This window comes from Thiohalorhabdus sp. (genome assembly GCF_046545655.1).
Taxonomy (GTDB): domain Bacteria; phylum Pseudomonadota; class Gammaproteobacteria; order Thiohalorhabdales; family Thiohalorhabdaceae; genus Thiohalorhabdus.
Window position 1 is genome coordinate 20664 of the sequence record NZ_JBKGZG010000008.1, and the last position, 21320, is coordinate 41983.

Genomic DNA, 21320 nt, shown 5'->3' on the forward strand with positions numbered 1-21320 from the left:
GCCTCCGGTGCCGCCCCCTTCAAGGCAGGAAGGGTGATCGCCATGGTGGCAACCGCCCTCGCCGCGCCGGCCCCCGTGCTGGGGCAGGGTGTGTCGGCCCAGGGAACGGGCGCCCTGTTCGGTGCCACCCCCTTCGGCGAGGGGACCGACGAGGGCACGGAGTCCGGGGACCGCGCCGGGGAGTGGGTCCTGGCCCCGCGCCTGACCCTGGGGGAGACCATCAGCGACAACTTCGCCCTCGCCCCCCCGGGCGAGGAAGAGTGGGACTTGATCTCCCAGATCACTCCGGGCATCCGGGTGGAGCGGGACGGGACACGGACCCAGGCCTACCTGGATTACCAGGCCCAGAGCCTGTTCTACGTGCGCAACCCGGAAAGCGACGGGGTGTTCCACCAGCTGGAGGCCAACGGCACCGGGGAGCTGTGGCGCAACCACCTGTTCCTGGACGGAGCCGCCTCCTATACCCAGCAGCTCATCTCTCCGCTGGGGGCGGTCCCCGAGTCCAACCTGGTGCCCACGGCCAACCGCACGGACGTGGCCACCTACGAGTTGAGCCCCTATTACGTGCAGCGGCTGGGGAGCTTCGCCGACGCCCGGGCCCGCTACACCTACAACCGGGTGGACTACGAGACCCAGTCCCTGTCCGACACGGAGAGCAACGGTGTGAGCGCCTCCCTGGACAGCGGGGAGCGCTACGACGACCTGGGCTGGCGGGCGAGCTACTCCCGCGAGGAGGAGCGCCTGGAGGACTGGCCCGACCGCACCTTCGAGCGGGCTTCCGGCGAGCTCAGCCACCGTCTCGGAAGCAAGACCGAGGTCTTCGGGATGTACGGCTACGAGGACAACGACTACGAGACCGATCCCACGGGGGATGCCACGGGGGGCGACCTGAGCAGCGATTTCTGGGAGGCCGGGATGCGCTACAGCCCGACCCCTCGCACCTTTCTGGAGGGAGCCTACGGCGAGCGGTACTTCGGCAATACCTGGCGGGCCAACCTGGAGCACAGCACCCGGCAGACGAACTGGCAGGTGGGGTATTCCGAGACCATCGAGACCGAATCCCAGCTCCAGGCCGACACGCTGAATATGCGCCTCACCGACCCCAGCGGCAACACCATCACCGACGAGGAGGGCAATCCCATCCTCCTGGAGGTGCCCTTCTCCCTGCAGGTCCAGGACGTCTTCCTGCGCAAGCGTTGGAACGCGGACGTCACCGCCGATACCGGTAAGAGCCAGTTCCGGCTCTCGGGGTACCAGGAGTCCCGCGACTACCAGCGCACGGGACTGGAGGAGGAGGGCTACGGCGCGGGCACCGGCTGGACGTGGCGGATTGCCCCCCGCACCCGGGCCATTACCCGGCTGTCCTGGGACCACCACGACCTGGCCTTCCAGGGGGACCGGAAGGACGACGTCTGGCGGTTCGGGGTGCGTCTGGCCCGGGAGCTGCGCCGGCAGCTTACCACCTCCGTGGACTACCAGTACCTGCGCCGGGACTCCAACCAGTCCAGCGCCGAATACCGCCAGAACTCGGTCACCCTGCTCCTCAGGAAGGTTTTCTAGGAAAACGCCATGTACGAGTCCTTTTACAACTTGCAGGGCAAGCCTTTCCAGCTCAGCCCCGATCCGCGGTTCTTCTTCGGCAGCCGCGGGCACCGCCGGGCCCTGGCCTACCTGCGCTACGGCCTGGGACAGGGCGACGGCTTCGTAGTGGTTACCGGCGGGGTGGGCACCGGCAAGAGCACCCTGGTGCAGATGCTGCTCGCCGAGCTCAAGCGCCAGCGCAACGTGGTGGCGGCCCAGCTGGTGATGACCCAACTGGAGCCGGACGACCTCCTGCGAATGGTGGCCGGCGCCCTGGGGTTGGAGAACGAGGGCCTGAGCAAGGCCGCCCTGCTGCGCAAGTTCGAGTCCTACCTGCGCAAGCAGCGCCGCGAGGGGCGGCGGGTCCTCCTCCTGCTCGACGAGGCCCAGAACCTGCCGGCGCGGAGCCTGGAATCCCTGCGCATGCTCTCCAACTTTCTCGACGGCGAGCAGCCGCTGATCCAGAGCTTCCTGCTGGGTCAGGCGGAGTTCCGGGACACCCTGGCGTCCCCCCGGCTGGAGCAGATGCGCCAGCGCGTGATCGCCAGCTGCCACCTGACGGCCTTCGAGGAGGAGGAGACGCGCAGCTACATCGAGCACCGGCTGCGCAACGTGGGCTGGCAGCACGATCCGGCCCTCTCGGACGAGGCCTTCCAGGCCATCCACCAGTACACCCGGGGGGTGCCGCGCTCCATCAACACCTTCTGCGACCGCCTCCTGCTGTACGGCTACCTGGAGGGGCTCCACGAGGTCTCGGTGGAGACGGTGGAGGCCGTGGCCCAGGAGCTCAACATGGAGCTCCAGGACGAGGAGGAGGGGGACGGCGAGGAGCAATCCGCCGAGGGGGGTTCCCGCGTGGCCCGCCTGGAACGGCGCATCGAGCTCCTGGAGGAGGCCCTGAGCGCCACCCGCGACGGCCTGAACCAGGCCCTCGCCGAGCGCTACGGGTAGGGGGCATGGACGGCCTCGATCCCACCGCCAATGCCTTGAGCGTGGACGTGGAGGACTACTTCCAGGTCTCCGCCTTCGCCGGGCACATCGACCGCGCCGACTGGGACCGCCTGCCGCATCGCGTGGAGCGCAACACCGACCGGATCCTCCAGCTCTTCGCCGACCACGGGGCGCGGGCCACCTTTTTCGTGCTCGGCTGGGTGGCGGAGCGCTACCCGGACCTGGTGCGGCGACTGGCGGAAAACGGCCACGAGGTGGCCAGCCACGGCTACGGGCACATCCGGGTCGACGAGCAGTCCCTGGAGGAGTTCCGCGCCGACGTCCGGTACGCCAAGGCCCTGCTCGAGGACACCACGGGCCGGCCGGTCCGGGGGTATCGGGCCGCCAGCTTCTCCGTCGGCCCGGACAACGCCTGGGCCTTCGACGTCCTGCGCGAGGAGGGCCACCGCTACAGCTCCAGCGTCAACCCCATCCGCCACGACCTCTACGGGGCGCCGGATGCGCCCCGCTTCGCCCACGCGCCCGGCGGGCGGGACCTGATCGAGGTGCCCGTCTCCACCGTGCGGGCGGCGGGGCGCAACCTCCCATGCGGGGGCGGCGGCTTCTTCCGGCTGCTGCCCTACGCCTACTTCCGCTGGGGCCTGCGGCGCATCAACCGGCGGGAGGGTCGGCCGGCGGTCTTCTACTTCCATCCCTGGGAGATCGACCCCGGGCAGCCGCGCCAGCGGGGGGTCGCCCCGCGGACCCGCTTCCGCCATTACGTCAACCTCCACCGGACCGAGCCCCGCCTGCGGCGGCTGCTCGGCGATTTCCGGTGGGAGCGCATGGATCGGATCTTTTTGGGAGAGGAGCAGGCATGACGGTCACCGGGGTCACCGATCCGGTCATCCGGGAGATGGGCGGCGGCGAGGAGGCACGCTGGGACGCTTTCGTCGACGCCGCGCCCGAGGCCACCTTCTTCCACCGCGCCGGCTGGCGCCGGGTCCTGGAGGAGGGGCTCGGCCACCGCGCCCACTTCCTGTTCGCCGAGCGCGACGGCGAGGTGGACGGGATCCTGCCCCTGGGCCGCATCCGCAGCCGCCTGTTCGGGGACGCCCTCATCTCCTTGCCCTTCTGCGTGCGGGCAGGGGTGGTGGGGCGGAGCGAGGAGACTCGCGCCGCCCTGGAGCGGGCGGCCTGCGACCTGGCCGACCGCCTGGGCGTGGACCACCTGGAGCTGCGCCAGGAGGCCCCGCGCCATCCGGACTGGCCCACCCAGGGCGAGCGGTACGTCCATTTCCGGCGCGCCCTGGATCCCGATCCCGAGGCCAACCTCAAGGCCATCCCCCGCAAGCAACGGGCCATGATCCGCAAGGGCATGGAGGCCGGCCTGGAGGGGGTGGTCGACGACGACCTGGAGCGCTTCTACCCCCTGTACGCCGAGAGCGTCCGCAACCTGGGCACGCCGGTGTTCCCCAAGCGCTACATGCGCACGCTGCGCGAGGTGTTCGGCGACGCCTGCGAGGTGCTCACCATCGAGCATCGCGGCCGGGCGGTGAGCAGCGTGCTGTCCTTCTACTTCCGCGACGAGGTGCTGCCCTACTACGGCGGGGGAGGGCCGGCGGCCCGCGACCTCAAGGCCAACGACTTCATGTACTGGGACCTCCTGCGCCGCGCCGTGGAGCGGGGCTACACCGTCTTCGACTACGGGCGCAGCAAACGGGACACGGGCTCCTACCGGTTCAAGAAGCACTGGGGGTTCGAGCCCGAGCCCCTGTACTACGAATACCACCTGGTGCGGGGGCGGGAGGTCCCGGACGTGAGTCCCTCCAACCCCCGGTACCGGATGTTCGTGGAGGCCTGGAAGCGCCTGCCCCTGCCCATGGCCCGGCTGATCGGGCCCCTGATCGCGCGGAATCTCGGATGAGCGCCAAGCCCCCCCTGCTGTTCCTGGCGCATCGGATCCCCTATCCCCCCAACAAGGGGGACAAGATCCGGTCGTTCCATCTGCTGGAATACCTGAGCCGCCACTACGACGTCCACCTGGGCGCCTTCGTCGACGATCCGGCCGATTGGCGGTACGCCAAGCAGACGGCCCGGTACTGCGCCACCGCCGAACTGGTGCCCCTGGGCCGGGGCCGGGCCCGGCTCCGGAGCCTGGGGGGCCTGGTGGCGGGCAGCCCCCTGTCGCTGCCCTTCTACCGGGACCGGCGCATGGACGCATGGGTTGGCGACACGCTCCGCGCGGTCAAACCGCGGCGGGTGGTGGTGTTCTCCTCGGCCATGGCGCAGTACGTGCCGCAGGAGCGGGCCCCGGAGGCGCGCCGGGTGCTCGACATGGTGGATGTGGACTCAGCCAAGTGGGCGCAGTACGGCCGCATGCGACCGGGGCCCATGGGCTGGATCTTCCGCCGGGAGGGGCGGCGGCTGCGGGAGCACGAGCGGCGGGCGGCCCTCGACTTCGACGCCACGGTCCTGGTGACCCGGCCGGAGCGGGAGCTGCTCGAAGCCGCCGTCCCCGAGGCCGGGGGACGGCTCGCCGCCGTGGGCAACGGGGTGGACGTGGAGCATTTCACTCCCGGCGCCGACCTTCGAAATCCGTATCCCGAGAGCGGTCCGGTCCTGGTGTTCACCGGGGCCATGGACTACTGGGCCAACGTGGACGCGGTGACCTGGTTCGCCGAGGCGGTCTGGCCGGGGATCCGGGAGCGGCTGCCGGCGGCCCGCTTCTTCGTGGTGGGGGCGCGGCCCACGGACACCGTTCTGGACCTGGGGCGGTGTCCGGGGATCGAGGTGACGGGGACGGTTCCCGACATCCGGCCCTACCTGGCCCATGCGGACGCGGCCGTGGCTCCTCTCCGCGTGGCCCGCGGCATCCAGAACAAGGTGCTGGAGGCCATGGCCATGGCGCGGCCGGTGGTGGCCACGGGCGCGGCCCTGGACGGGCTGGAGGGGCTCGCCGATTACCCATTGGTGGGCGAGGACCCGGAGGCCCTTCGCCGGGCCACTCTGGCGGCCCTCTCCGACCCCCCCCCGGTGTCCGGGCAGGCGCTGCGCGACTGGGTGGCGGAGCGCTACGCCTGGGAGGCCAACCTGGCCCGCTTCCGTTCCCTGCTGGAGGCCGGGCCCGCGGGGGACGCCGGAACGGTGGTGGGGCAGGCGCCGGTGGAGGCGGCGGGATGAGGGTGCCCGCCCCGGAAGGCCTCCAGTCGACCCAGGGAGCCGGGAGCCGGGCCGAGGTGCGGCCCCTCCTCCTGGCCCTGCTTCTCCTGGCGGGGCTGGTGGGGCTCTACCACGAGACCGCCCTGTCCATGGCCGCCATCTGGTGGCGTTCGGAGACCTACGCCCACGGCATGCTGGTGGTGCCGGTTTCCGCCTTTTTGCTGTGGCGCCGCCGGAGGGCCCTGGCAAGGCTGCCCCTGGAGCCGGACCTGAAGGGGGTGCTCGCCCTGGCCCTGCTGGCGGGCATCTGGCTGGTGGCCCGGCAGGCCGAAGTGCTGTTCCTGCAGCACCTGACCTTCGTGGCCATGGTCCCCGCCGGGCTCTGGGCGCTGCTCGGCGCCCGGTTCCTCCGGACCGCCGCCTTCCCCCTGGGCTTCCTCCTGTTCGCGGTGCCCCTGGGGGAGGGTCTGGTGCCCATCCTCCAGGACTTCACGGCGGACTTCAGTGTTGCCGGCCTCCAGCTGTCGGGGGTGCCGGTGTACCGCGAGGGCCACTACCTCTCCATCCCGGAGGGGCGCTTCGAGGTGGCCGAGGCCTGCAGCGGCATCCGCTACCTGATTGCCTCCCTGGCCATCGGCACCCTGTTCGCCTACCTCAACTACCGCTCCCCCTGGCGGCGGCTGGCCTTCGTCGTCGCCGCCGCCGCGGTGCCGGTTCTGGCCAACGGTCTCCGCGCCTACGGCATCGTGATGCTGGCCCGCTGGAGCGACATGGCCCTGGCCACCGGGGTGGACCACCTCATCTACGGCTGGGTGTTCTTCGGTGTGGTCATGGTCCTGCTGTTCTGGGTTGGCGGGCTCTGGCGCGACGCCGAGTCCCGGTTCCCGGAGGCCCCGAACCGGCAGGCCCCGGAGGACGGGGGACGGGGGACCATGACCCTGGCGCTTTCCGGGTTGGCGGTGCTCGCGGTGGCGGGGGCCGGTCCCGCCGGGGCGGGGTGGTTGGACCGGTCGGGCGCGCCCATCAGGGCCACGAGCCTGGACCTTCCCGCCGCCGAAGATCCCTGGAATGGGCCCTTCCCAGTGGAGGACAGCTGGCGCCCCGACTTCCGAGGCGCCGACCGGGCCCTGCGGCGTGTCTACCGCTCCCCGGAGGGGAACGTCCACGTGCTCCTTATCCATTTCTACGACCAACGTCAGGGCGAGGAGCTGATCGCCTCCGGCAACCATCTTCACGACGGAAAGCGTTGGCTGCGCAGCGGCGAAGGTCGGGCCCGCCTGGATCTCCCCGAGCAGGGGGGCGAGCTGGGGGTCCGGGAGCTCCGGCTCCGCGGTCCCGGGGACCGGCGGTTGGTATGGCACTGGTACAACGTTGGCGGCCACCTCACCGCCCATCCGGTGATGGGCAAGATTTGGATGGCCTGGGAGCGGGTCCGAGGTGGGCGCCCCGACGCCACTCTCATCGCCGTGGCCTCCGACTACGACGGGGAACCGGAGGTGGCTCGGGAGCGGGTCGCCGATTTCCTGGCGAAGCATCCTGGGCTGACCCGCGACGGGCGGGTCGTGCGGGTCCTGACCGAGGAGGGGCGGTGATGGCCGCTGCCGGACCGGACTGCAGCCCGCCGCTTGTGGCCCACGTGGTCCACTCCCTGCGCGTGGGGGGCATGGAGAACGGCCTGGTGAACCTCATCAACCGGACCCCTCCGGAGACCTTGCGGCACGCGGTGATCTGCCTGGAGGGGTACTCGGAATTCGCCGCCCGGCTCGATCCGGCGGTGGAGGTGCATGCCCTCCACAAGCGCCCGGGCCTGGACATCGGCCTGTACGGGCGGCTCTGGCGGCTCCTCCGGCGGTTGCGGCCGGATCTGGTCCACACCCGCAACCTGGCGGCCATCGAAGCCCAGCTCCCGGCGGCCCTGGCCGGAGTGCGGCGGCGGGTGCACGGCGAGCACGGCTGGGACATGGCCGATCTGGACGGGGCCAGCCGGCGCTACCGGCTGCTGCGGCGGGCCATGCGCCCCCTGGTCCACCATTTCATCCCCCTTTCCAGGGACCTGGAGGGCTACCTGGGCGGGGCCATCGGCGTGCGCCCGGAGCGCATGACCCGCATCTGCAACGGCGTGGATGTGGAGCGGTTCCGGCCTGGCACCGGCGGCGGGGCGCTGCGGGGCCGGGCCGGGTTCCCCGCAGCGGCGCCGGTGATCGGCTGGGTGGGCCGCATGGAGGGGGAGAAGGACCCGCTGGCCCTGGTGCGGGCCTTCATCCGGGTGGCGGGTGCCGAAGGGGCGAAGGAGACAGCGCCGCGGCTGGCCCTGATCGGAGACGGTTCCCTCCGCTGCAAGGCCCGGGAGGAGCTGGAGGAGGCCGGCCTGGCCCACCGGGTGTGGCTGCCGGGGGAGCGGGCGGACGTGGCGGAGCTCCTTCCGGACCTCGACCTGTTCGTTCTCCCCTCCCTGGCGGAGGGCATCTCCAACACCGTGCTGGAGGCCATGGCCTGCGGATTGCCGGTGGTGGCCACCCGGGTGGGAGGCAACCCGGAGCTGATCGCCGACGGCGAGACCGGCCTGCTGGTACCCCCTGGCGATCCGCGGGCCCTGGGGGAGGCCCTGGCCGCTGCCCTGGCGGACCCGGACCGCCGCGCCGCCATGGGCCGGGCCGCCCGGGGGCGGGTGGAGGAGCGTTACAGCATCGACGCCATGGTGGCGGCCTATCTGGAGGTCTACCGCCGGCTGCTCGGCCCGGGGGCGGGCCCCCTGGCCGACGGACCCGTTCCCGAAGGAGGAGCACGCTGATGTGTGGTCTGGTGGGGCTGTTCGACACCCGCGGGACGCGGCCCATGGATCGCGGCCTGGTGGAGGCCATGAACCGGCGGCTCTACCACCGGGGACCCGACGGGAACGGGATCCATGTGGAGGCCGGCCTCGGCCTCGGCCACCGCCGGCTGGCCATCATCGATCTGGACGGCGGGGACCAGCCGCTGTTCAGCGAGGACGGGAAGGTGGCGGTGGTCTACAACGGCGAGGTCTACAACTTCCGGGAGCTGGCCGGGGAGCTGCGCGACCGGGGCTACCGGTTCCGCACCCGGTGCGACACGGAGGTGGTCCTGCAGGCCTGGCGGGAGTGGGGGCCGGACTGCGTCCACCGGTTCCGGGGGATGTTCGCCCTGGCCATCTGGGACCGGGACCGGCAAAGCGTGTTTCTGGCCCGGGACCGCATGGGCATCAAGCCCCTGTACTACGCCCTGTTCGATGACGGCACCCTGGCCTTCGCCTCCGAGCTCAAGGGCCTGCTGCCGCACCCTGGGGTGGGCCGGGACCTGGAGCCGACGGCGGTGGAGGAGTACTTCGCCTTCGGCTATGTGCCGGATCCGCGCACCATCCTGAAGGGGGTCCGCAAGCTCCCGCCGGCCCACCGCCTGATGGTGCGCAGGGGGCAGCCCGTCCCCGAGCCGGAGGCCTACTGGGACGTGGCCTTCGCCGAGGGGGACTCCCGGCCGGCGGAGGACAGCGTGGCGGAGGAGCTCACCGAGAAGCTGTCGGAGGCGGTTGGCATGCGGCGGGTGGCCGATGTGCCCGTGGGGGCCTTCCTCTCCGGCGGCGTGGACTCCAGCGCGGTGGTGGCCATGCTCGCCCGGGCCGACGAGGAGCCGGTGCGGACCAGCTCCATCTCCTTCGGCGATCCCCGCTACAACGAGGCCGCCCACGCGGCGCGCGTGGCGGAGCGCTACGGCACCGACCATACGGTGTCGGAGGTGGACCCCTCGGATTTCGACCTGGTGGACCGCCTGGCCGGCATCTACGACGAGCCCTTCGCCGACAGCTCCGCCATGCCCACCTACCGGGTCTGCGAGCAGGCCCGGAAGCGGGTGACCGTGGCCCTCTCCGGGGATGGCGGTGACGAGAGCTTCGGCGGCTACCGGCGTTACCGCTGGCACGTCCACGAGGAGCAGGTCCGGCGGCGGGTCCCCCGGGCCCTGCGCGGTCCCCTGTTCGGGGCCCTGGCCCGGGTCTACCCCAAGCTCAACCGTGCGCCCCGCGTCCTGCGGGCCAAGGCCACCCTGGAGTCCGTGGCCCGGGATAGCCTGGACGCCTACCTGGACAACATGGGGGTGGTGCCGGAGGGCATCCGGCGGGCGATGTTCAGCGACCGGATGCGCCGGGACCTGCAGGGCTATCACGCGGTGGAGGTGCTGCGCGGCCACGCTCGCAGGGCCCCCGACCACCCCCTGTCCCAGGTGCAGTACCTGGACATGAAGACCTACCTCCCCGGCGACATCCTGACCAAGGTGGACCGGGCCAGCATGGCGCACTCCCTGGAGGTTCGGGTCCCCGTACTGGACCACGAATTCGTGGAGTGGGCGGCGGAGCTGCCTCCCCGCTACAAGTACCGCCACGGGGAGGGCAAATACCTCTTCAAGAAGGCCCTGCGGCCCTACCTTCCGGACGAGGTGCTGTACCGGCCCAAGATGGGGTTCGCCGTGCCGGTGGACGGCTGGTTCCGCGGGCCACTGCGGGAGCGAGTCCGGGAGGCCCTGCTCGGTCCGGACCTCCAGGACACGGGCCTGTTCGACCGGCGCGCCCTCGAGCGCCTTTTGGAAGAGCACCAGTCCGGGCAATGGGACCACGGCGCGGTGCTGTGGGCCCTGCTCATGTTCGCGGCCTTCCTGCGGAATCTGCATCGGGAGCCGGCGTATCCGGGCGCTGCTGCCCCCGCAGACAGTCCGCGTCCGGCCACGAGCCAGCCGGGGGCGTCGCCATGAGGATCCTGTACCACCACCGTACCCGGGGGGAGGACGCCCAGGGCGTCCATATCACGGCCCTGTGCCGCGCCTTCGAGGGCCTGGGCCACGAGGTGCGCCTGATGGGGCCGCCACTTCCGGCCGGCGGCGGCCGCAGCGACAGCGGCCGGCGGGACAACGCCACGCTGCTGGGCTTGCCCCTGCCGCACTGGCTCTACGAGATGCTGGCCCTGGGCTACAACGTGCCGGCCTTCTTCGCCCTGGCGGTCGCCATCCTGCGGTGGCGCCCGGATTTCGTCTACGAGCGCTACGCCCTGTTCGGCGTGGCCGGGCGGCTGGCCGCCGGGCTCTTCCGGGTCCCCTTCATCCTGGAGGTGAACGCCCCCCTGAGCCAGGAGATGAAGGACCACGGCGGCCTGGTCCTCCAGGGCCTGGCCCGGCGCGTGGAGGACCGGCTCTGCGCCGGGGCCACCCGGACGGTGGTGGTCTCGGCCGCCATGCGGGACCTGTTCGTCCGCCGGGGCCTCCCGGAGGAGCGGTTCCTGGTGGTGCCCAACGGCGTGGACCGGGAGCGCTTCCATACGGGTGTGGTAGGGGACGGTGTGCGGCGGGAGCTGGGGCTGGAGGACCGGTTCGTCGTCGGCTTCGTGGGCTGGATCCGGCCCTGGCACGGGGTGCACGACCTGCTGGAGGCCTTCGCCCGCGTCGTGGCCCATCGGCCGGACGCGACGCTCCTGCTGGTGGGGGACGGCCCCGCCGTCCCGGCGCTCCGGGAGCGCGCGGGGGAGCTGGGCCTGGCGGACCGGGTGGTGTTCACCGGGGCCGTGGCCCGGGACGCGGTGCCCGACCACGTGGCCGCCATGGACGTGGCGGTCCAGCCCGACGTCACCCCCTACGCCTCGCCGATCAAGCTCTTCGAGTACCTGGCAACCGGTCGCCCCGTGGTGGCCCCGGACCGACCCAACATCGCCGAGGTGGTCAAGGATGGCCGGCAGGCCCTGCTGTTCCGGCCCGGCGATGTGGAGGGGCTCGCCGGCCAGCTCACCCGCCTGGCCCTGGATCCCGGGCTGCGGAACGCCCTGTCCCTGCGTGCCGCCCGCGCCGTGGAGGAGCAGGGGTTCCACTGGGAGGCCAACGCCCGCCGCGTCCTCGCGGTGGTGGACGGCCGTGCCCCGGAGGCCACGTGATGCTGCTGGAGCGCGACCGCCCGGTGCAGGGGGAAGGGCGGGGCGACGCCCCCGACCCCTCGGGGAAAGGGCCCCGCGTGGTGGTCTTCAGCCAGCTCTTCCCCCACGCGGGGGACCCCGGGGCCGGGCTGTTCATCCGCGAGCGCATGTTCCGGGTGGCCCGGCACCTGCCCCTGGTGGTGGTCAGCCCCGCGCCCTGGTTCCCCTTCCAGGGGGCGATCCGCCGCTTCCGGCCGCATTTCCGGCCGCCGAAGCCCGTGGAGGAATGGCAGGACGGGGTGCGGGTCCTGTTCCCCCGCTATTTCTCCGTGCCCGGCGTCGCCAAGGGCCTGGACGGCCTGTTCCAGGCCCTCGGCGCCTTCCGCACGGTCCGGCGGCTGCGGCGGGAGTGGGGCGCCGAGATCCTCGACGCCCACTTCGCCTATCCCGACGGCTATGCCGCGGGCTGGCTGGGCCGCTGGCTGGGCCTGCCGGTAACAGTGACGCTGCGTGGGACGGAGCCGCCCCTGGCCCGTTCCCCCGTGGGGCGGAGGCTGCTGCGCGGGGCCATGACGCGCAGCCACCGGGTGTTCGCCGTCTCCGCCTCCCTCCGGGCGCTGGCGGAGGACCTTGGGGCGGCGGGGCGTACCCGGGTGATCCCCAACGGGGTCGACGCGGACAAGTTCCGGCCCGCGGACCGGGGCCGGGCCCGCCGGGATCTGGGGATCCCGGAGGAGGCCCCGGTGCTGGTCTCGGTGGGCGCGCTGGTGGAGCGCAAGGGGTTCCACCGGGTCCTGGAGGTGCTGCCGGCGCTGCGGGCGGCCCACCCCGGCCTGCAATACCTGGTCGTCGGCGGCCCGGGGCCGGAGGGCGACATGGGGGCCTATCTGGAGGAACGGACGCGGCGCCTGGGCCTGGAGGACACGGTGCGCTTCCTTGGCCCCCTGCCGCCGGAGCGGCTGCGCGGACCCCTGTCCGCGGCCGACCTGTTCGTGCTGGCCACGAGCCACGAGGGGTGGGCCAACGTCTTCCTGGAGGCCATGGCCTGCGGGCTGCCCGTGGTGACCACGGACGTGGGCGGCAACCGGGAGGTGGTCTCCCGGGAGGAGGTGGGCCGCATCGTGCCCTTCGGGGATCCGGAGGCTTTGCGGGGCGCCCTGGACGGGGCCCTTCGGACCCCCTGGGACCGGGCGGCGATCCGGGCGTTCGCCGAGCGCAACGGCTGGGAGGATCGGGTGGCCGTGCTGGTGGAGGAATTCCGTAAGATAACGGCGCCGGCGGAGGAGGGGAGCTGATGGCCTTTCCGCCGGACCTGTTCCTGATCGGCGCGCCGAAGGCCGGGACCACGACGCTGGCGGAGCTCCTGGACAGCCATCCGGAGATCGCCCTGTCGCGGCCCAAGGAGCCCCATTTCCTCACCCAGAACCGGGAGCGGGGACTGGACTGGTACCGGGAGTGCTTCCCCGGTCCGGAGAACCGGGTGCTGCTGGATGCCTCCACCAGCTACTCCACCGACCCCCTGGGCAACGGCCAGCGGGCCACCCCCCTGGCCGGGGTCCCGGAGCGACTCCACGCACTGAGCCCGCAGGCGCGGCTGATCTATGTGGTCCGGGAGCCGGTGGCCCGCACCTATTCCGCCTATTGGCACGACGTCCGCCTGGGCTACGAGCGGCTGCCCTTCCGCGAGGCCATTGCCCAGGATCCGATGTACTTGGCGGCCAGCGACTACGCGGGGCAGCTGGAGCGGTACCTGCCGTTCTTCCCCCTGGAGCGCATCCTCGTCCTGCGCGCCGAGGACCTGTGGCGGGACCCCCATGGGGTGGCGGGGGAATGCTTCGATTTCATCGGCGTACCCCGTATGGAAGGGGAGGATCTGCCCGCGCTCCACAAGAATCGATCCTACACCTTCAACGGGCTGGGGTGGCACCTGTACCGGCTCCTCCAGGACGACCGCGGCCTGAAGCGGGTCGCGGATCTGGCGCGGCGGGTCATGCCGGATCCCGCCTATCACGCCATCGGTCGGGCGCTGACGAAGGACATTCCGCCCCTGGACGGCGCGCACCGGCAAGAGCTGGAAGGATGGTTCGCACCGAAGAACCGGAGGTTCCGTGAGCTAACCGGGATCGGAGTGGGGCGCGAATAGCGGGACCGGGGCTCCGCCCGGTCCCGCGCCGCCGTTGCCCCGTCCCCACGCAGAGGATAGAGCCCGTTCATGTCCGACCTAGGAGGAAGGATAGCCACCGGGGCGGCCTGGATGCTGGGCATGCGGGTGGTGGTCAGAAGCATCGGCATGATCAGCACCATCATCGTCGCCCGTCTGCTGACGCCTGAGGATTTCGGCCTGGTGGCGCTGGCCACCTCCATCTACGCCCTGGTGGAGTTCCTGGGGGCCTTCGGCTTCGGCGAGGCCATCATCCAGCGCCGCGACGCCGACCGGAGCCACTACGACACGGCCTGGACCATGAACATGGCCTTCGGGCTCTTGGCGCTGGTGGCCCTGGCCCTGCTGGCCAAGCCCATGGCGGCCTTCTTCGAGGAGCCCCGGCTGGAGCCAATCGTTTATGTGCTGGGTCTGGTGGCGCTGGTGGACCGGGCCTACAACCCGGGCATCGAGTTCTTCAAGAAAGAGCTCCAGATGGGCAAGATCTTCCGCCTTCAGGTCACCCAGAAGGTCCTCGCCTTCCTCGTGACGGTCTCCCTGGCGGTGTACCTGCGGAGCCACTGGGCCCTGGTGCTCGGCATGGCGCTGGGGGTGGCCACCTTCACGGCCATGTCCTTCTGGGTCAGCCCGTTCCGGCCACGGCCCTCCCTGGCCCGGCTCGGGGACCTGTTCGGCTTCTCCGCCTGGCTGTTCGTGTCCAGCATCCTGTCCTATTTCGACCGCAAGTCCGGACCCATCGTGATCGGCAAGCTGTCCGGGGCCTCCTCCATCGGCATCTACAGCGTGTCCCACGAGATCGCCAACCTCCCCACCGTGGAGATGGTCAAGCCGCTGAACCAGGCGCTGTTTCCGGGGTACTCCAAGGTCAAGGACGAGCCCGCCACCCTGCGCCGCTACTACCTGAAGGCCCTGTCCTTGGTGGCCCTTCTCGCCATGCCGGCCGCCACCGGGCTGGCCCTGCTGGCGCCTCTCCTGGTGCCCCTGCTCCTGGGCGGGCAGTGGGACCGGGCCATTCCCGTCATGCAGATCCTGGCCGTCTCGGGCATGGCCCAGGCCCTGGCGGTGGTCAACATGAGCATCCACCTGGCCATCAACCAGCCCCATCTCCCCCCCATCTTCAACGCCATCAAGGTCGGGCTCCTGATCCCGGCCCTGGTCTACGCGGTTTCCCGTTGGGGGGTGGTGGGGGCCGCATGGGCGTACCTGGGAGTGAACTTCCTCCTGGTGCCGGTCCGCTTGTGGGTGGTCAAGCGGTCCCTGTCCCTGAAGCTGGGGGATCTGGCCGCGGTGCTCTGGCGGCCCGTGGGTGCGACGCTGGTGATGGCCATGGGCCTGCAGGCGGCCGGGCCCTACCTGGAGGGCGTTCCCCCGGGTGCGGATGTGGCGGCCCTGGTGGCGGGGGGCGGGCTGCTGTATGCGGCCACGGTGCTGGGGTTGTGGCGGACGGCCGGGAGCCCCGACGGGGGGGAGGAGTATGTGCTCGGGCAGTTCCGGGCCTGGATGCCCGCCTTCCAGCGCTAGGTGGACCTCCGGCGGTGCCAAGCCCGTCCGCGGCAAGGGAAGGGCCGTAGGGGAGACGGTGGACGCACGGATACCCGCGTGTCCGCGAAAGTTGGTAAGGGTGGGACTCGGGCCTGCCGGCTATTCCCCCTCCGGGGGAAGGGCTGTCCGGGGGCCGCCGTCCCCGCCCATGGGAAGAGTGCATGTCCACGGACCCTTGCGAGAAACCGGACCCCCGGTGGCTGGATGGGGACTTCGAGCGGAAATGGCGGGAGCGGTTCGAGCGGTTCGCGGATCAGGAGGAGGACGCCGCCATCGCGGGGTGGAGCCGGCACGGTCTGGAGGCCCGACTGGCTCATTTCCGCATGCGCTGGACCCCGGAGGGAAACGGCCCCCTGTGGCTGGATGCCGGGTGCGGGGCCGGTACCTATACCCGGTACCTGGAGCAGCGCGGGAAGCGCGTCCTGGCCCTGGATTACTCCCTGCCCACCATCGAGAAGGCGCGCTCCCGGGGGACGGGCGACACGCTCTGGGCCCTGGGAGACGCCGGTAGGCTGCCCCTGGCGGACGACAGCCTGGACGGGGCGCTGTGCTTCGGGGTTACCCAGGCCCTGTCCGCCTCCGATGCCCTGGTGACCGAACTGGCCCGGGTGGTACGCGGCGGCGGGGAGGTCTGGCTCGACGGCCTGAACGGGGGCAGCGCCTTCGATCTCTGGGCGCGCGGCGCCAGGAAGGTCCGCGGCGAACCGGCGGAGGTGCGCTTCGAGTCCCCCCGCCGTCTCGCTCGCCTGCTGCGCCGAAGGGGCGTCCGGAACCTTCAGCTGTACTGGGTTCCCGTAATGCCGGAGGGCTGGAGCCGGCTCCAGCGGCTTTTCAATCGGCCGTGGGCGGCGCGGGCCCTGGACCATGCCCCCGGGGCGGGTCGCCTGCTGTGCCATGCCTTCGTGCTCAAGGGAGAAGCCCCCCATGCCCAGTGATGTCCAGGTTTTCGGACCGCCCCTGCCCCGGTGGGCCCGGCAATGAACGAGGGGCGCACCCGACGGGGTCCCCGGGCGCACCAGGCCGGGCAGGAGGAGGCGAAGGGGCCGGCGCCGGAGGTGGGCACCCTGCTCATCGTGGCCTCGGATTTTCCGCCCCTGGCCGGGACCAACACCCAACGGGTGCAGAGCTTCGTCCGGCATCTTCCCGATTTCGGCTGGCGCTGCCGGGTCATCACCCGGGCCGTGGAGGACATGGGCTGGATCGACTCCGGCGAGCTCGCCCACCTGCCGCCCGACGTGGCCATCGATCGGGTGCCCAGCCCCGACCCCTTCGCCGTCCGTCGGCGCCGACTGGGGGTACGGCCCTACGACATCCACGCGGCCGGGGACGTCGACGGGGCACCGCCCCGGGAGGAGGCGAGTCGGGAGCCGGGGGGCGCCGACCGGGTCCGCAAGGCGGTGAGCCAGTGGCTCCACGACGGACTGGATTACGGCTGGTACGTGCCCGATTCCGCCCGGCCCTGGGCCGATGCGGCGGCGCGAAGGGGCGTGCGGATTGCCAGGGAGGGTGGGGCCGACGTGCTCTTCACCAGCTGCCCCAGCTACTCGAGCCATGTGGCCGGCCTCCGGATCAAGCGCCGCACCGGCCTGCCGTGGGTGGCCGATTTCCGCGATCTGTGGGTGGAGCGGCCCGGCCGGGAGGTGCGGAGCCGGTGGCACGCCTTCCGCGACCGGCGCCTGGAGGCGGCTGTCCTGCGGGAGGCCGACCGGGTGGTGGTCACCTCGCCCGCCTGGCAGGAGGACTTGTGCCGCCAGCACGGGAAGTGGCTGCGCGAGAAGATGGCCTGGATCCCCAACGGCTACGATCCCAGCAAGGATCCGGCCCTCCCCCGGGGGGGCGAAGGGGACCGCTACGTGCTCCGCTTCGTTTACACCGGTGCCATGGATGCCTCCGTGTCCCCGCTTCCATTCATCGAGGCCCTGGGCCGGCTGAAGGCACGGCACCCCCACCTGGTGGGGCGGTTCCAGGTCCGGCTGATCGGCTACGCGGGCCAGGAGCTATCGCGGCTGGAGTCGGCCATCGCCGAGCACGGTCTGGAGCCGTACATCGAGCTGCTGGGCACCCAGAGCCACGCGCGCTGCCTGCGCGAGCAGGCCGAGGCCGACGTGCTGCTCCTGTTCAGTGCCCCGTGCCACCGCGACACCATCACCGGAAAATCCTTCGAGTACCTGCGTTCGGGGCGGCCCATCCTGGCCATGATTCCCCGCGCCGGCGCCCAGGCCCGGATCCTGCGGGCCGCCAACACCGCCTGGATCCTCGATTATCCCGACGTGGACGGTGCTTCGCAGACCCTGGAACGTCTCGCCCGGGGCCCGGGCGCCCCACGCGTTGAGCCCCGTTGGGACTACATCCGCCAGTTCGACCGGCATGCCCTGGCGGGAACCCTGGCCGGGACCCTCACGGTACTGGCCGGCGGCCGGGCCTAGGGGAGCCGCGGTGGGCGTCCCTCCATCCATTCAAGCGCGTTCCGGCGGGGAGGTCCCATGAAAATCCTGGTCCTGGCCGATGAGCTTCCCTATCCCCTCTCCCACGGCCAGCGTCTGCGCATCTTCAACTACGTCCGGTCCCTGTCCGGGAGGCACCACTTCGACCTCTTGTGTCTGGACGATCGGCCCCTGCCGGAGCCCCTGGAGCGCCTCTTCGGGCGGATCGAGATCCTGCCCAGGGAAGGGGGGGGCCGGAACGGGAGGCGAAGGTGGTGGAAGAGCCTGTCGCTGGACGAGATGGTGCCGGAGGACGGCCGGGTCACCGAGCGGCTGGAGGGCCTCCTGGCGGAAATCGATTACGACTTGATCTGGATGACCGGGGAGAGGGTGATTCCCAGTGTCCCCTTCGGCCGGATCCCTGTCCTAATGGACCTGGTGGACGACGTGGTGCTCACCCTGCTGCGCGAGGCCAAAAGCACGGTCCCCATGCGACGGCGTCTCCAGGCGCTCAAGCGGGCCTTCATGCACTACCGCTTCGAGCGCCGGTACTACGGTCAGGGGGATGCCTGCCTGGTGGTGGCGGAACCGGACGCGGAAATGTTCGGGCGGATCTGTCCCTGGGTCCCGGTGCGGGTGGTGAAGAACGGCGTGGACGCCGAGTATTTCGCCCCCCATGGGAAGGAGCCGGAGGATCCGGTGCTGGTGTTCGAGGGAAACATGTCCTTTCCGCCCAATGTGGATGCCGTCCGGTACTTCGTGCACCGGGTGCTGCCGCGCATCCGAGCCCGGGTTCCAGAGGCCCGCTTCCGGGTGGTGGGGAAGGACCCGGCGGAGGAGGTCCTTGCGCTGCAGGGGCCGGGGGTGGAGGTGACCGGGTTCGTGGAGGACCTCCGGCCCCACCTCCGCGATGGCGCGGTCTTCGTTTCCCCCCTGCGCAAGGGCGCGGGCATCAAGAACAAGATCCTCCAGGCCTGGGCCATGGGGCGGCCGGTGGTGGGGACCCGGCTGAGCTTCGGCGGGCTCCCGCTGAAGCCGGGCGAAAACGCGGTGGTGGCGGACGCCCCGCAGGAGATGGCCGAGGCGGTGGTGCGCCTTCTCCGGGCCCCGGAGGAACGGACGGCCTTGGGCCGGAGAGGCCGGGAGACGGTGGTAAAGCACTACACCTGGGAGCAGAAGGCCCGGGAGCTCGAGGCCCTGATGCTGGAGACGGCGGCCAAGCACGGAGAGCGAAGCGCCTATGCGTGATGCAGCCCTACTGGTCATTTTTGCCAGCCTCATCCCCTTCGTGCTGATGCGGCCCTGGACGGGGGTGCTGGTCTGGTCCTGGGTCGGGTTCATGAACCCCCACCGCCTTGGCTGGGGGGTGGCCCAGGACCTCCCCGTGGCCCTGGTCTTCGGCTCCTTGACCCTGGCGGCCATGTGGCTGCATTCGGACCGCAAGCCCATCCCGGTGACCCGGGAGACGGTGCTGATCGTCCTCCTGATGATCGTGTTCACCATCACCACCTTTACCGCGTGGGTCCCCGATGCCGCCTGGCCCCAGTGGGAGAAGGTGATGAAGATCCTCGCCTTCGCCCTGGTGACGAGCATGCTCATCTACGGGCGGAAGCGCATCCTGGCCCTGCTGGTGGTCATGGCGGGGTCGCTGGCCTTCTACGGGGTCAAGGGGGCGGTGTTCGTGGCCAGCACCGGGGGGCAGTACCGGGTGAAGGGGCCCGAGCCTTCCTTCATCGGCGCCAACACCGCCCTCGGTCTGGCCATGCTCATGGTCCTGCCGCTGCTGGTGGCCCTGGCCCGGGAGGTGGAGAGCAAGTGGGGCCGCCGGGCCATCTACGGAGTGGTGGTGCTCACCGTGATTGCCACGTTGTTCACCTATTCCCGCGGGGCGCTGCTGGGCCTGGCCGTGGTGCTGCCGATCCTGCTGATCAAGGCCAACCGCAAGTTCCTGCTGTTCCTGCTCCTGATCCCCGCCGCCTACAAGGCGCCGGACCTCATTCCCGAGCAGCTCACGGAGCGGGCCCAGAGCATCGAGCGCTATGAGGAGGATCGGTCGGCCATGCAGCGGATCCAGGCCTGGCAGGTGGGCTGGAACGTGGCCCTGGAGCGGCCCTGGCTGGGGGCCGGGTTCAAGCTGGAGGAGGCCCCGAACGCCCTGTGGCTGGACTACGCGGAATGGCAGGACGAGCACTTCAACCGGTCCCGGGCCGCCCACTCCAACTACTTCCAGATGCTCGGGGAGCACGGATTTTTGGGCACGGCCCTTTACATCCTGCTCCTGTTCTACACCTTCGGCAGCCTGCGAAGGATCAAGAAACAGGCCCCCGGGGTGGGGCTGGGCTGGATGGTGAAATACGCGGACGCCCTGCAGACCGGCCTCATCGCCTACGCCGTGGCGGGGGCGTTCCTGAGCCTGGCCTACTTCGACCTCTTCTACACCTTCGTCATCCTCGCCGTCATCATGCGCCGGGAGATCGCGGAGGCTACCGAAAAGGTGGCCGCGCACGCCTCCGACGTCCGGGGTCCCCTGTCCCGGGGGCCGGTCCGGGCGGGGGCTCCCGTCCCGGCCCAGATGCCACGCGGGGCGTGAATTGGAAGGCGCCGCCGCCCTCGGCCTGCGCGGTTTGGCCGCCATGCTCTCCCCGGGCGGGGACCGGGGGCGGCTCGCAGTGCTCATCTACCACCGGGTCCTGGGGGAAGCCGACCCTTTGGATCCGGACATCCCGGACGCGGCGACTTTCGACTGGCAGATGGGGCTGCTGGCGGAGGAGCTCCGACCCCTGCCGCTCGCGGAGGGGATGGCGGGCCTGGCCCGGGGGACGCTACCGCCTCGGGCGGTGGCCGTGACCTTCGACGACGGATACGCGGACAACTACACGGTGGCCCTGCCCATCCTGCGCCGGTGGGGGGTGCCCGCGACCTTCTTCATCGCCACCGGGTACCTGGGCGGCGGCCGGATGTGGAACGATGTGATCACGGAAACGGTACGCCACTGGCCCGAGGGCGAGATGGACCTGCGTCACCTGGGGCTGGGCCGATGGGCCGTGGATGGCGAGCAGGCCCGCCGCGAGGCACGCATGGGGTTGATCCATTCGCTACGCTACCGTCCCCTGGAGGAGCGGGAGCAGGCCGTGGAAGGGCTCGAAGCGGCGCTGGGAGGGTTTCCTCCCCCGCGCCTCATGCTGGACCCCGGCGAGGTCCGGGCCCTGGCGGGGGCCGGCATGGAGGTTGGCGCCCATACGCGCAGCCATCCCATTCTCTCCACCCTCGACCCCGCTCGGGCCCGGGCGGAGGTGGAGGAGAGCAAGGCCCGCCTGGAGGAGATCACGGGGGAGCGGTGCCGGTTTTTCGCCTACCCCAACGGGCGGCCCGGTGAGGACTACGGGCCGGAGCACGTGGGGATGGTGCGCGCCGCGGGCTTCGAGGCCGCGGTGTCCACCGCGTGGGGGGCCGCCGGCCGCAACACCAGCCGCTTCCAGATCCCCCGCTTCACGCCCTGGAACGGGACCCCGCACGGGTTCTACCTGGGCCTCCTGCGCAACCTCCTGCGAGGTCCCGGGCCCCGGGCGACGGATACGCGGGAGACGCTGACGGAGCACGCCTGAGGGCCGCTTCCAC

Annotated in this window: 17 protein-coding genes; all 17 read left to right on the forward strand. The window is 71.3% G+C overall.

Going from position 1 to position 21320, the window contains the following annotated elements; translation table 11 throughout:
- Positions 1–42: 42 nt before the first annotated feature.
- The 17 genes from ACLFRB_RS03225 (at position 43) to ACLFRB_RS03305 (ending at position 21307) form a co-directional block, all read left to right on the forward strand.
- Positions 43–1560, forward strand: a complete 1518-nt coding sequence (locus ACLFRB_RS03225; RefSeq protein ID WP_411067560.1) for a TIGR03016 family PEP-CTERM system-associated outer membrane protein — start codon at positions 43–45, stop codon at positions 1558–1560.
- A 9-nt stretch (positions 1561–1569) separates the two neighbouring features.
- A complete protein-coding gene (locus tag ACLFRB_RS03230) occupies positions 1570–2532 on the forward strand; it encodes an XrtA/PEP-CTERM system-associated ATPase (protein WP_411067561.1) in 963 nt (320 codons plus the stop codon).
- A gap of 5 nt (positions 2533–2537) precedes the next feature.
- Positions 2538–3392, forward strand: coding sequence for an XrtA system polysaccharide deacetylase (locus ACLFRB_RS03235; protein WP_411067562.1), 855 nt, complete (start codon positions 2538–2540; stop codon positions 3390–3392).
- Positions 3389–4438, forward strand: coding sequence for a FemAB family XrtA/PEP-CTERM system-associated protein (locus tag ACLFRB_RS03240; protein ID WP_411067563.1), 1050 nt, complete (start codon positions 3389–3391; stop codon positions 4436–4438). Before ACLFRB_RS03235 ends, ACLFRB_RS03240 begins: the two co-directional genes overlap by 4 nt.
- The gene (locus tag ACLFRB_RS03245; protein WP_411067564.1) at positions 4435–5694 is read left to right on the forward strand and encodes a TIGR03087 family PEP-CTERM/XrtA system glycosyltransferase; all 1260 of its coding nucleotides are present in this window, start codon (positions 4435–4437) and stop codon (positions 5692–5694) included. The genes ACLFRB_RS03240 and ACLFRB_RS03245 overlap by 4 nt, the downstream gene beginning before the upstream one ends.
- Positions 5691–7265, forward strand: a complete 1575-nt coding sequence (gene xrtA, locus ACLFRB_RS03250; protein WP_411067565.1) for an exosortase A — start codon at positions 5691–5693, stop codon at positions 7263–7265. The genes ACLFRB_RS03245 and xrtA overlap by 4 nt, the downstream gene beginning before the upstream one ends.
- Entirely contained in the window at positions 7265–8464 is a 1200-nt protein-coding gene (locus ACLFRB_RS03255; protein ID WP_411067566.1) for a TIGR03088 family PEP-CTERM/XrtA system glycosyltransferase, read from the forward strand. The genes xrtA and ACLFRB_RS03255 overlap by 1 nt, the downstream gene beginning before the upstream one ends.
- Complete coding sequence (locus ACLFRB_RS03260; protein ID WP_411067567.1) at positions 8464–10431, forward strand: XrtA/PEP-CTERM system amidotransferase; 1968 nt, start codon at positions 8464–8466, stop codon at positions 10429–10431. The genes ACLFRB_RS03255 and ACLFRB_RS03260 overlap by 1 nt, the downstream gene beginning before the upstream one ends.
- The gene (locus ACLFRB_RS03265; RefSeq protein ID WP_411067568.1) at positions 10428–11597 is read left to right on the forward strand and encodes a glycosyltransferase family 4 protein; all 1170 of its coding nucleotides are present in this window, start codon (positions 10428–10430) and stop codon (positions 11595–11597) included. Before ACLFRB_RS03260 ends, ACLFRB_RS03265 begins: the two co-directional genes overlap by 4 nt.
- Positions 11597–12871: a glycosyltransferase gene (locus tag ACLFRB_RS03270; protein ID WP_411067569.1), complete on the forward strand. Its 1275-nt coding sequence runs from the start codon at positions 11597–11599 to the stop codon at positions 12869–12871. The genes ACLFRB_RS03265 and ACLFRB_RS03270 overlap by 1 nt, the downstream gene beginning before the upstream one ends.
- Positions 12871–13719 carry a sulfotransferase domain-containing protein gene (locus ACLFRB_RS03275; RefSeq protein ID WP_411067570.1) on the forward strand — a complete coding sequence of 283 codons (849 nt, stop codon included), beginning with the start codon at positions 12871–12873 and terminating at the stop codon, positions 13717–13719. Before ACLFRB_RS03270 ends, ACLFRB_RS03275 begins: the two co-directional genes overlap by 1 nt.
- A 69-nt stretch (positions 13720–13788) precedes the next feature.
- Positions 13789–15258 carry a lipopolysaccharide biosynthesis protein gene (locus ACLFRB_RS03280; protein ID WP_411067571.1) on the forward strand — a complete coding sequence of 490 codons (1470 nt, stop codon included), beginning with the start codon at positions 13789–13791 and terminating at the stop codon, positions 15256–15258.
- Positions 15259–15440: 182 nt separating this feature from the next.
- The gene (locus ACLFRB_RS03285; protein ID WP_411067572.1) at positions 15441–16214 is read left to right on the forward strand and encodes a class I SAM-dependent methyltransferase; all 774 of its coding nucleotides are present in this window, start codon (positions 15441–15443) and stop codon (positions 16212–16214) included.
- Positions 16215–16256: 42 nt separating this feature from the next.
- Entirely contained in the window at positions 16257–17705 is a 1449-nt protein-coding gene (locus ACLFRB_RS03290; protein WP_411067573.1) for a glycosyltransferase, read from the forward strand.
- A gap of 57 nt (positions 17706–17762) precedes the next feature.
- Complete coding sequence (locus tag ACLFRB_RS03295) at positions 17763–18950, forward strand: glycosyltransferase family 4 protein (protein ID WP_411067574.1); 1188 nt, start codon at positions 17763–17765, stop codon at positions 18948–18950.
- Positions 18943–20292, forward strand: coding sequence for a putative O-glycosylation ligase, exosortase A system-associated (locus tag ACLFRB_RS03300; protein WP_411067575.1), 1350 nt, complete (start codon positions 18943–18945; stop codon positions 20290–20292). Before ACLFRB_RS03295 ends, ACLFRB_RS03300 begins: the two co-directional genes overlap by 8 nt.
- 43 nt (positions 20293–20335) lie before the next feature.
- Complete coding sequence (locus tag ACLFRB_RS03305; protein ID WP_411067595.1) at positions 20336–21307, forward strand: polysaccharide deacetylase family protein; 972 nt, start codon at positions 20336–20338, stop codon at positions 21305–21307.
- Positions 21308–21320 lie beyond the last annotated feature (13 nt).

What these genes read in the sequence shown, in the direction of transcription:
- ACLFRB_RS03285 (WP_411067572.1), top strand. Translation starts at nt 15,441, where the DNA reads ATGTCCACGGACCCTTGCGAGAAACCGGACCCCCGGTGGCTGGATGGG.
- ACLFRB_RS03260 (WP_411067567.1), top strand. Translation starts at nt 8,464, where the DNA reads ATGTGTGGTCTGGTGGGGCTGTTCGACACCCGCGGGACGCGGCCCATG.
- ACLFRB_RS03295 (WP_411067574.1), top strand. Translation starts at nt 17,763, where the DNA reads ATGAAAATCCTGGTCCTGGCCGATGAGCTTCCCTATCCCCTCTCCCAC.
- ACLFRB_RS03305 (WP_411067595.1), top strand. Translation starts at nt 20,336, where the DNA reads ATGCTCTCCCCGGGCGGGGACCGGGGGCGGCTCGCAGTGCTCATCTAC.
- ACLFRB_RS03270 (WP_411067569.1), top strand. Translation starts at nt 11,597, where the DNA reads ATGCTGCTGGAGCGCGACCGCCCGGTGCAGGGGGAAGGGCGGGGCGAC.
- ACLFRB_RS03235 (WP_411067562.1), top strand. Translation starts at nt 2,538, where the DNA reads ATGGACGGCCTCGATCCCACCGCCAATGCCTTGAGCGTGGACGTGGAG.
- ACLFRB_RS03230 (WP_411067561.1), top strand. Translation starts at nt 1,570, where the DNA reads ATGTACGAGTCCTTTTACAACTTGCAGGGCAAGCCTTTCCAGCTCAGC.
- ACLFRB_RS03275 (WP_411067570.1), top strand. Translation starts at nt 12,871, where the DNA reads ATGGCCTTTCCGCCGGACCTGTTCCTGATCGGCGCGCCGAAGGCCGGG.
- ACLFRB_RS03300 (WP_411067575.1), top strand. Translation starts at nt 18,943, where the DNA reads ATGCGTGATGCAGCCCTACTGGTCATTTTTGCCAGCCTCATCCCCTTC.
- xrtA (WP_411067565.1), top strand. Translation starts at nt 5,691, where the DNA reads ATGAGGGTGCCCGCCCCGGAAGGCCTCCAGTCGACCCAGGGAGCCGGG.
- ACLFRB_RS03240 (WP_411067563.1), top strand. Translation starts at nt 3,389, where the DNA reads ATGACGGTCACCGGGGTCACCGATCCGGTCATCCGGGAGATGGGCGGC.
- ACLFRB_RS03290 (WP_411067573.1), top strand. Translation starts at nt 16,257, where the DNA reads ATGAACGAGGGGCGCACCCGACGGGGTCCCCGGGCGCACCAGGCCGGG.
- ACLFRB_RS03265 (WP_411067568.1), top strand. Translation starts at nt 10,428, where the DNA reads ATGAGGATCCTGTACCACCACCGTACCCGGGGGGAGGACGCCCAGGGC.
- ACLFRB_RS03255 (WP_411067566.1), top strand. Translation starts at nt 7,265, where the DNA reads ATGGCCGCTGCCGGACCGGACTGCAGCCCGCCGCTTGTGGCCCACGTG.
- ACLFRB_RS03245 (WP_411067564.1), top strand. Translation starts at nt 4,435, where the DNA reads ATGAGCGCCAAGCCCCCCCTGCTGTTCCTGGCGCATCGGATCCCCTAT.
- ACLFRB_RS03280 (WP_411067571.1), top strand. Translation starts at nt 13,789, where the DNA reads ATGTCCGACCTAGGAGGAAGGATAGCCACCGGGGCGGCCTGGATGCTG.
- ACLFRB_RS03225 (WP_411067560.1), top strand. Translation starts at nt 43, where the DNA reads ATGGTGGCAACCGCCCTCGCCGCGCCGGCCCCCGTGCTGGGGCAGGGT.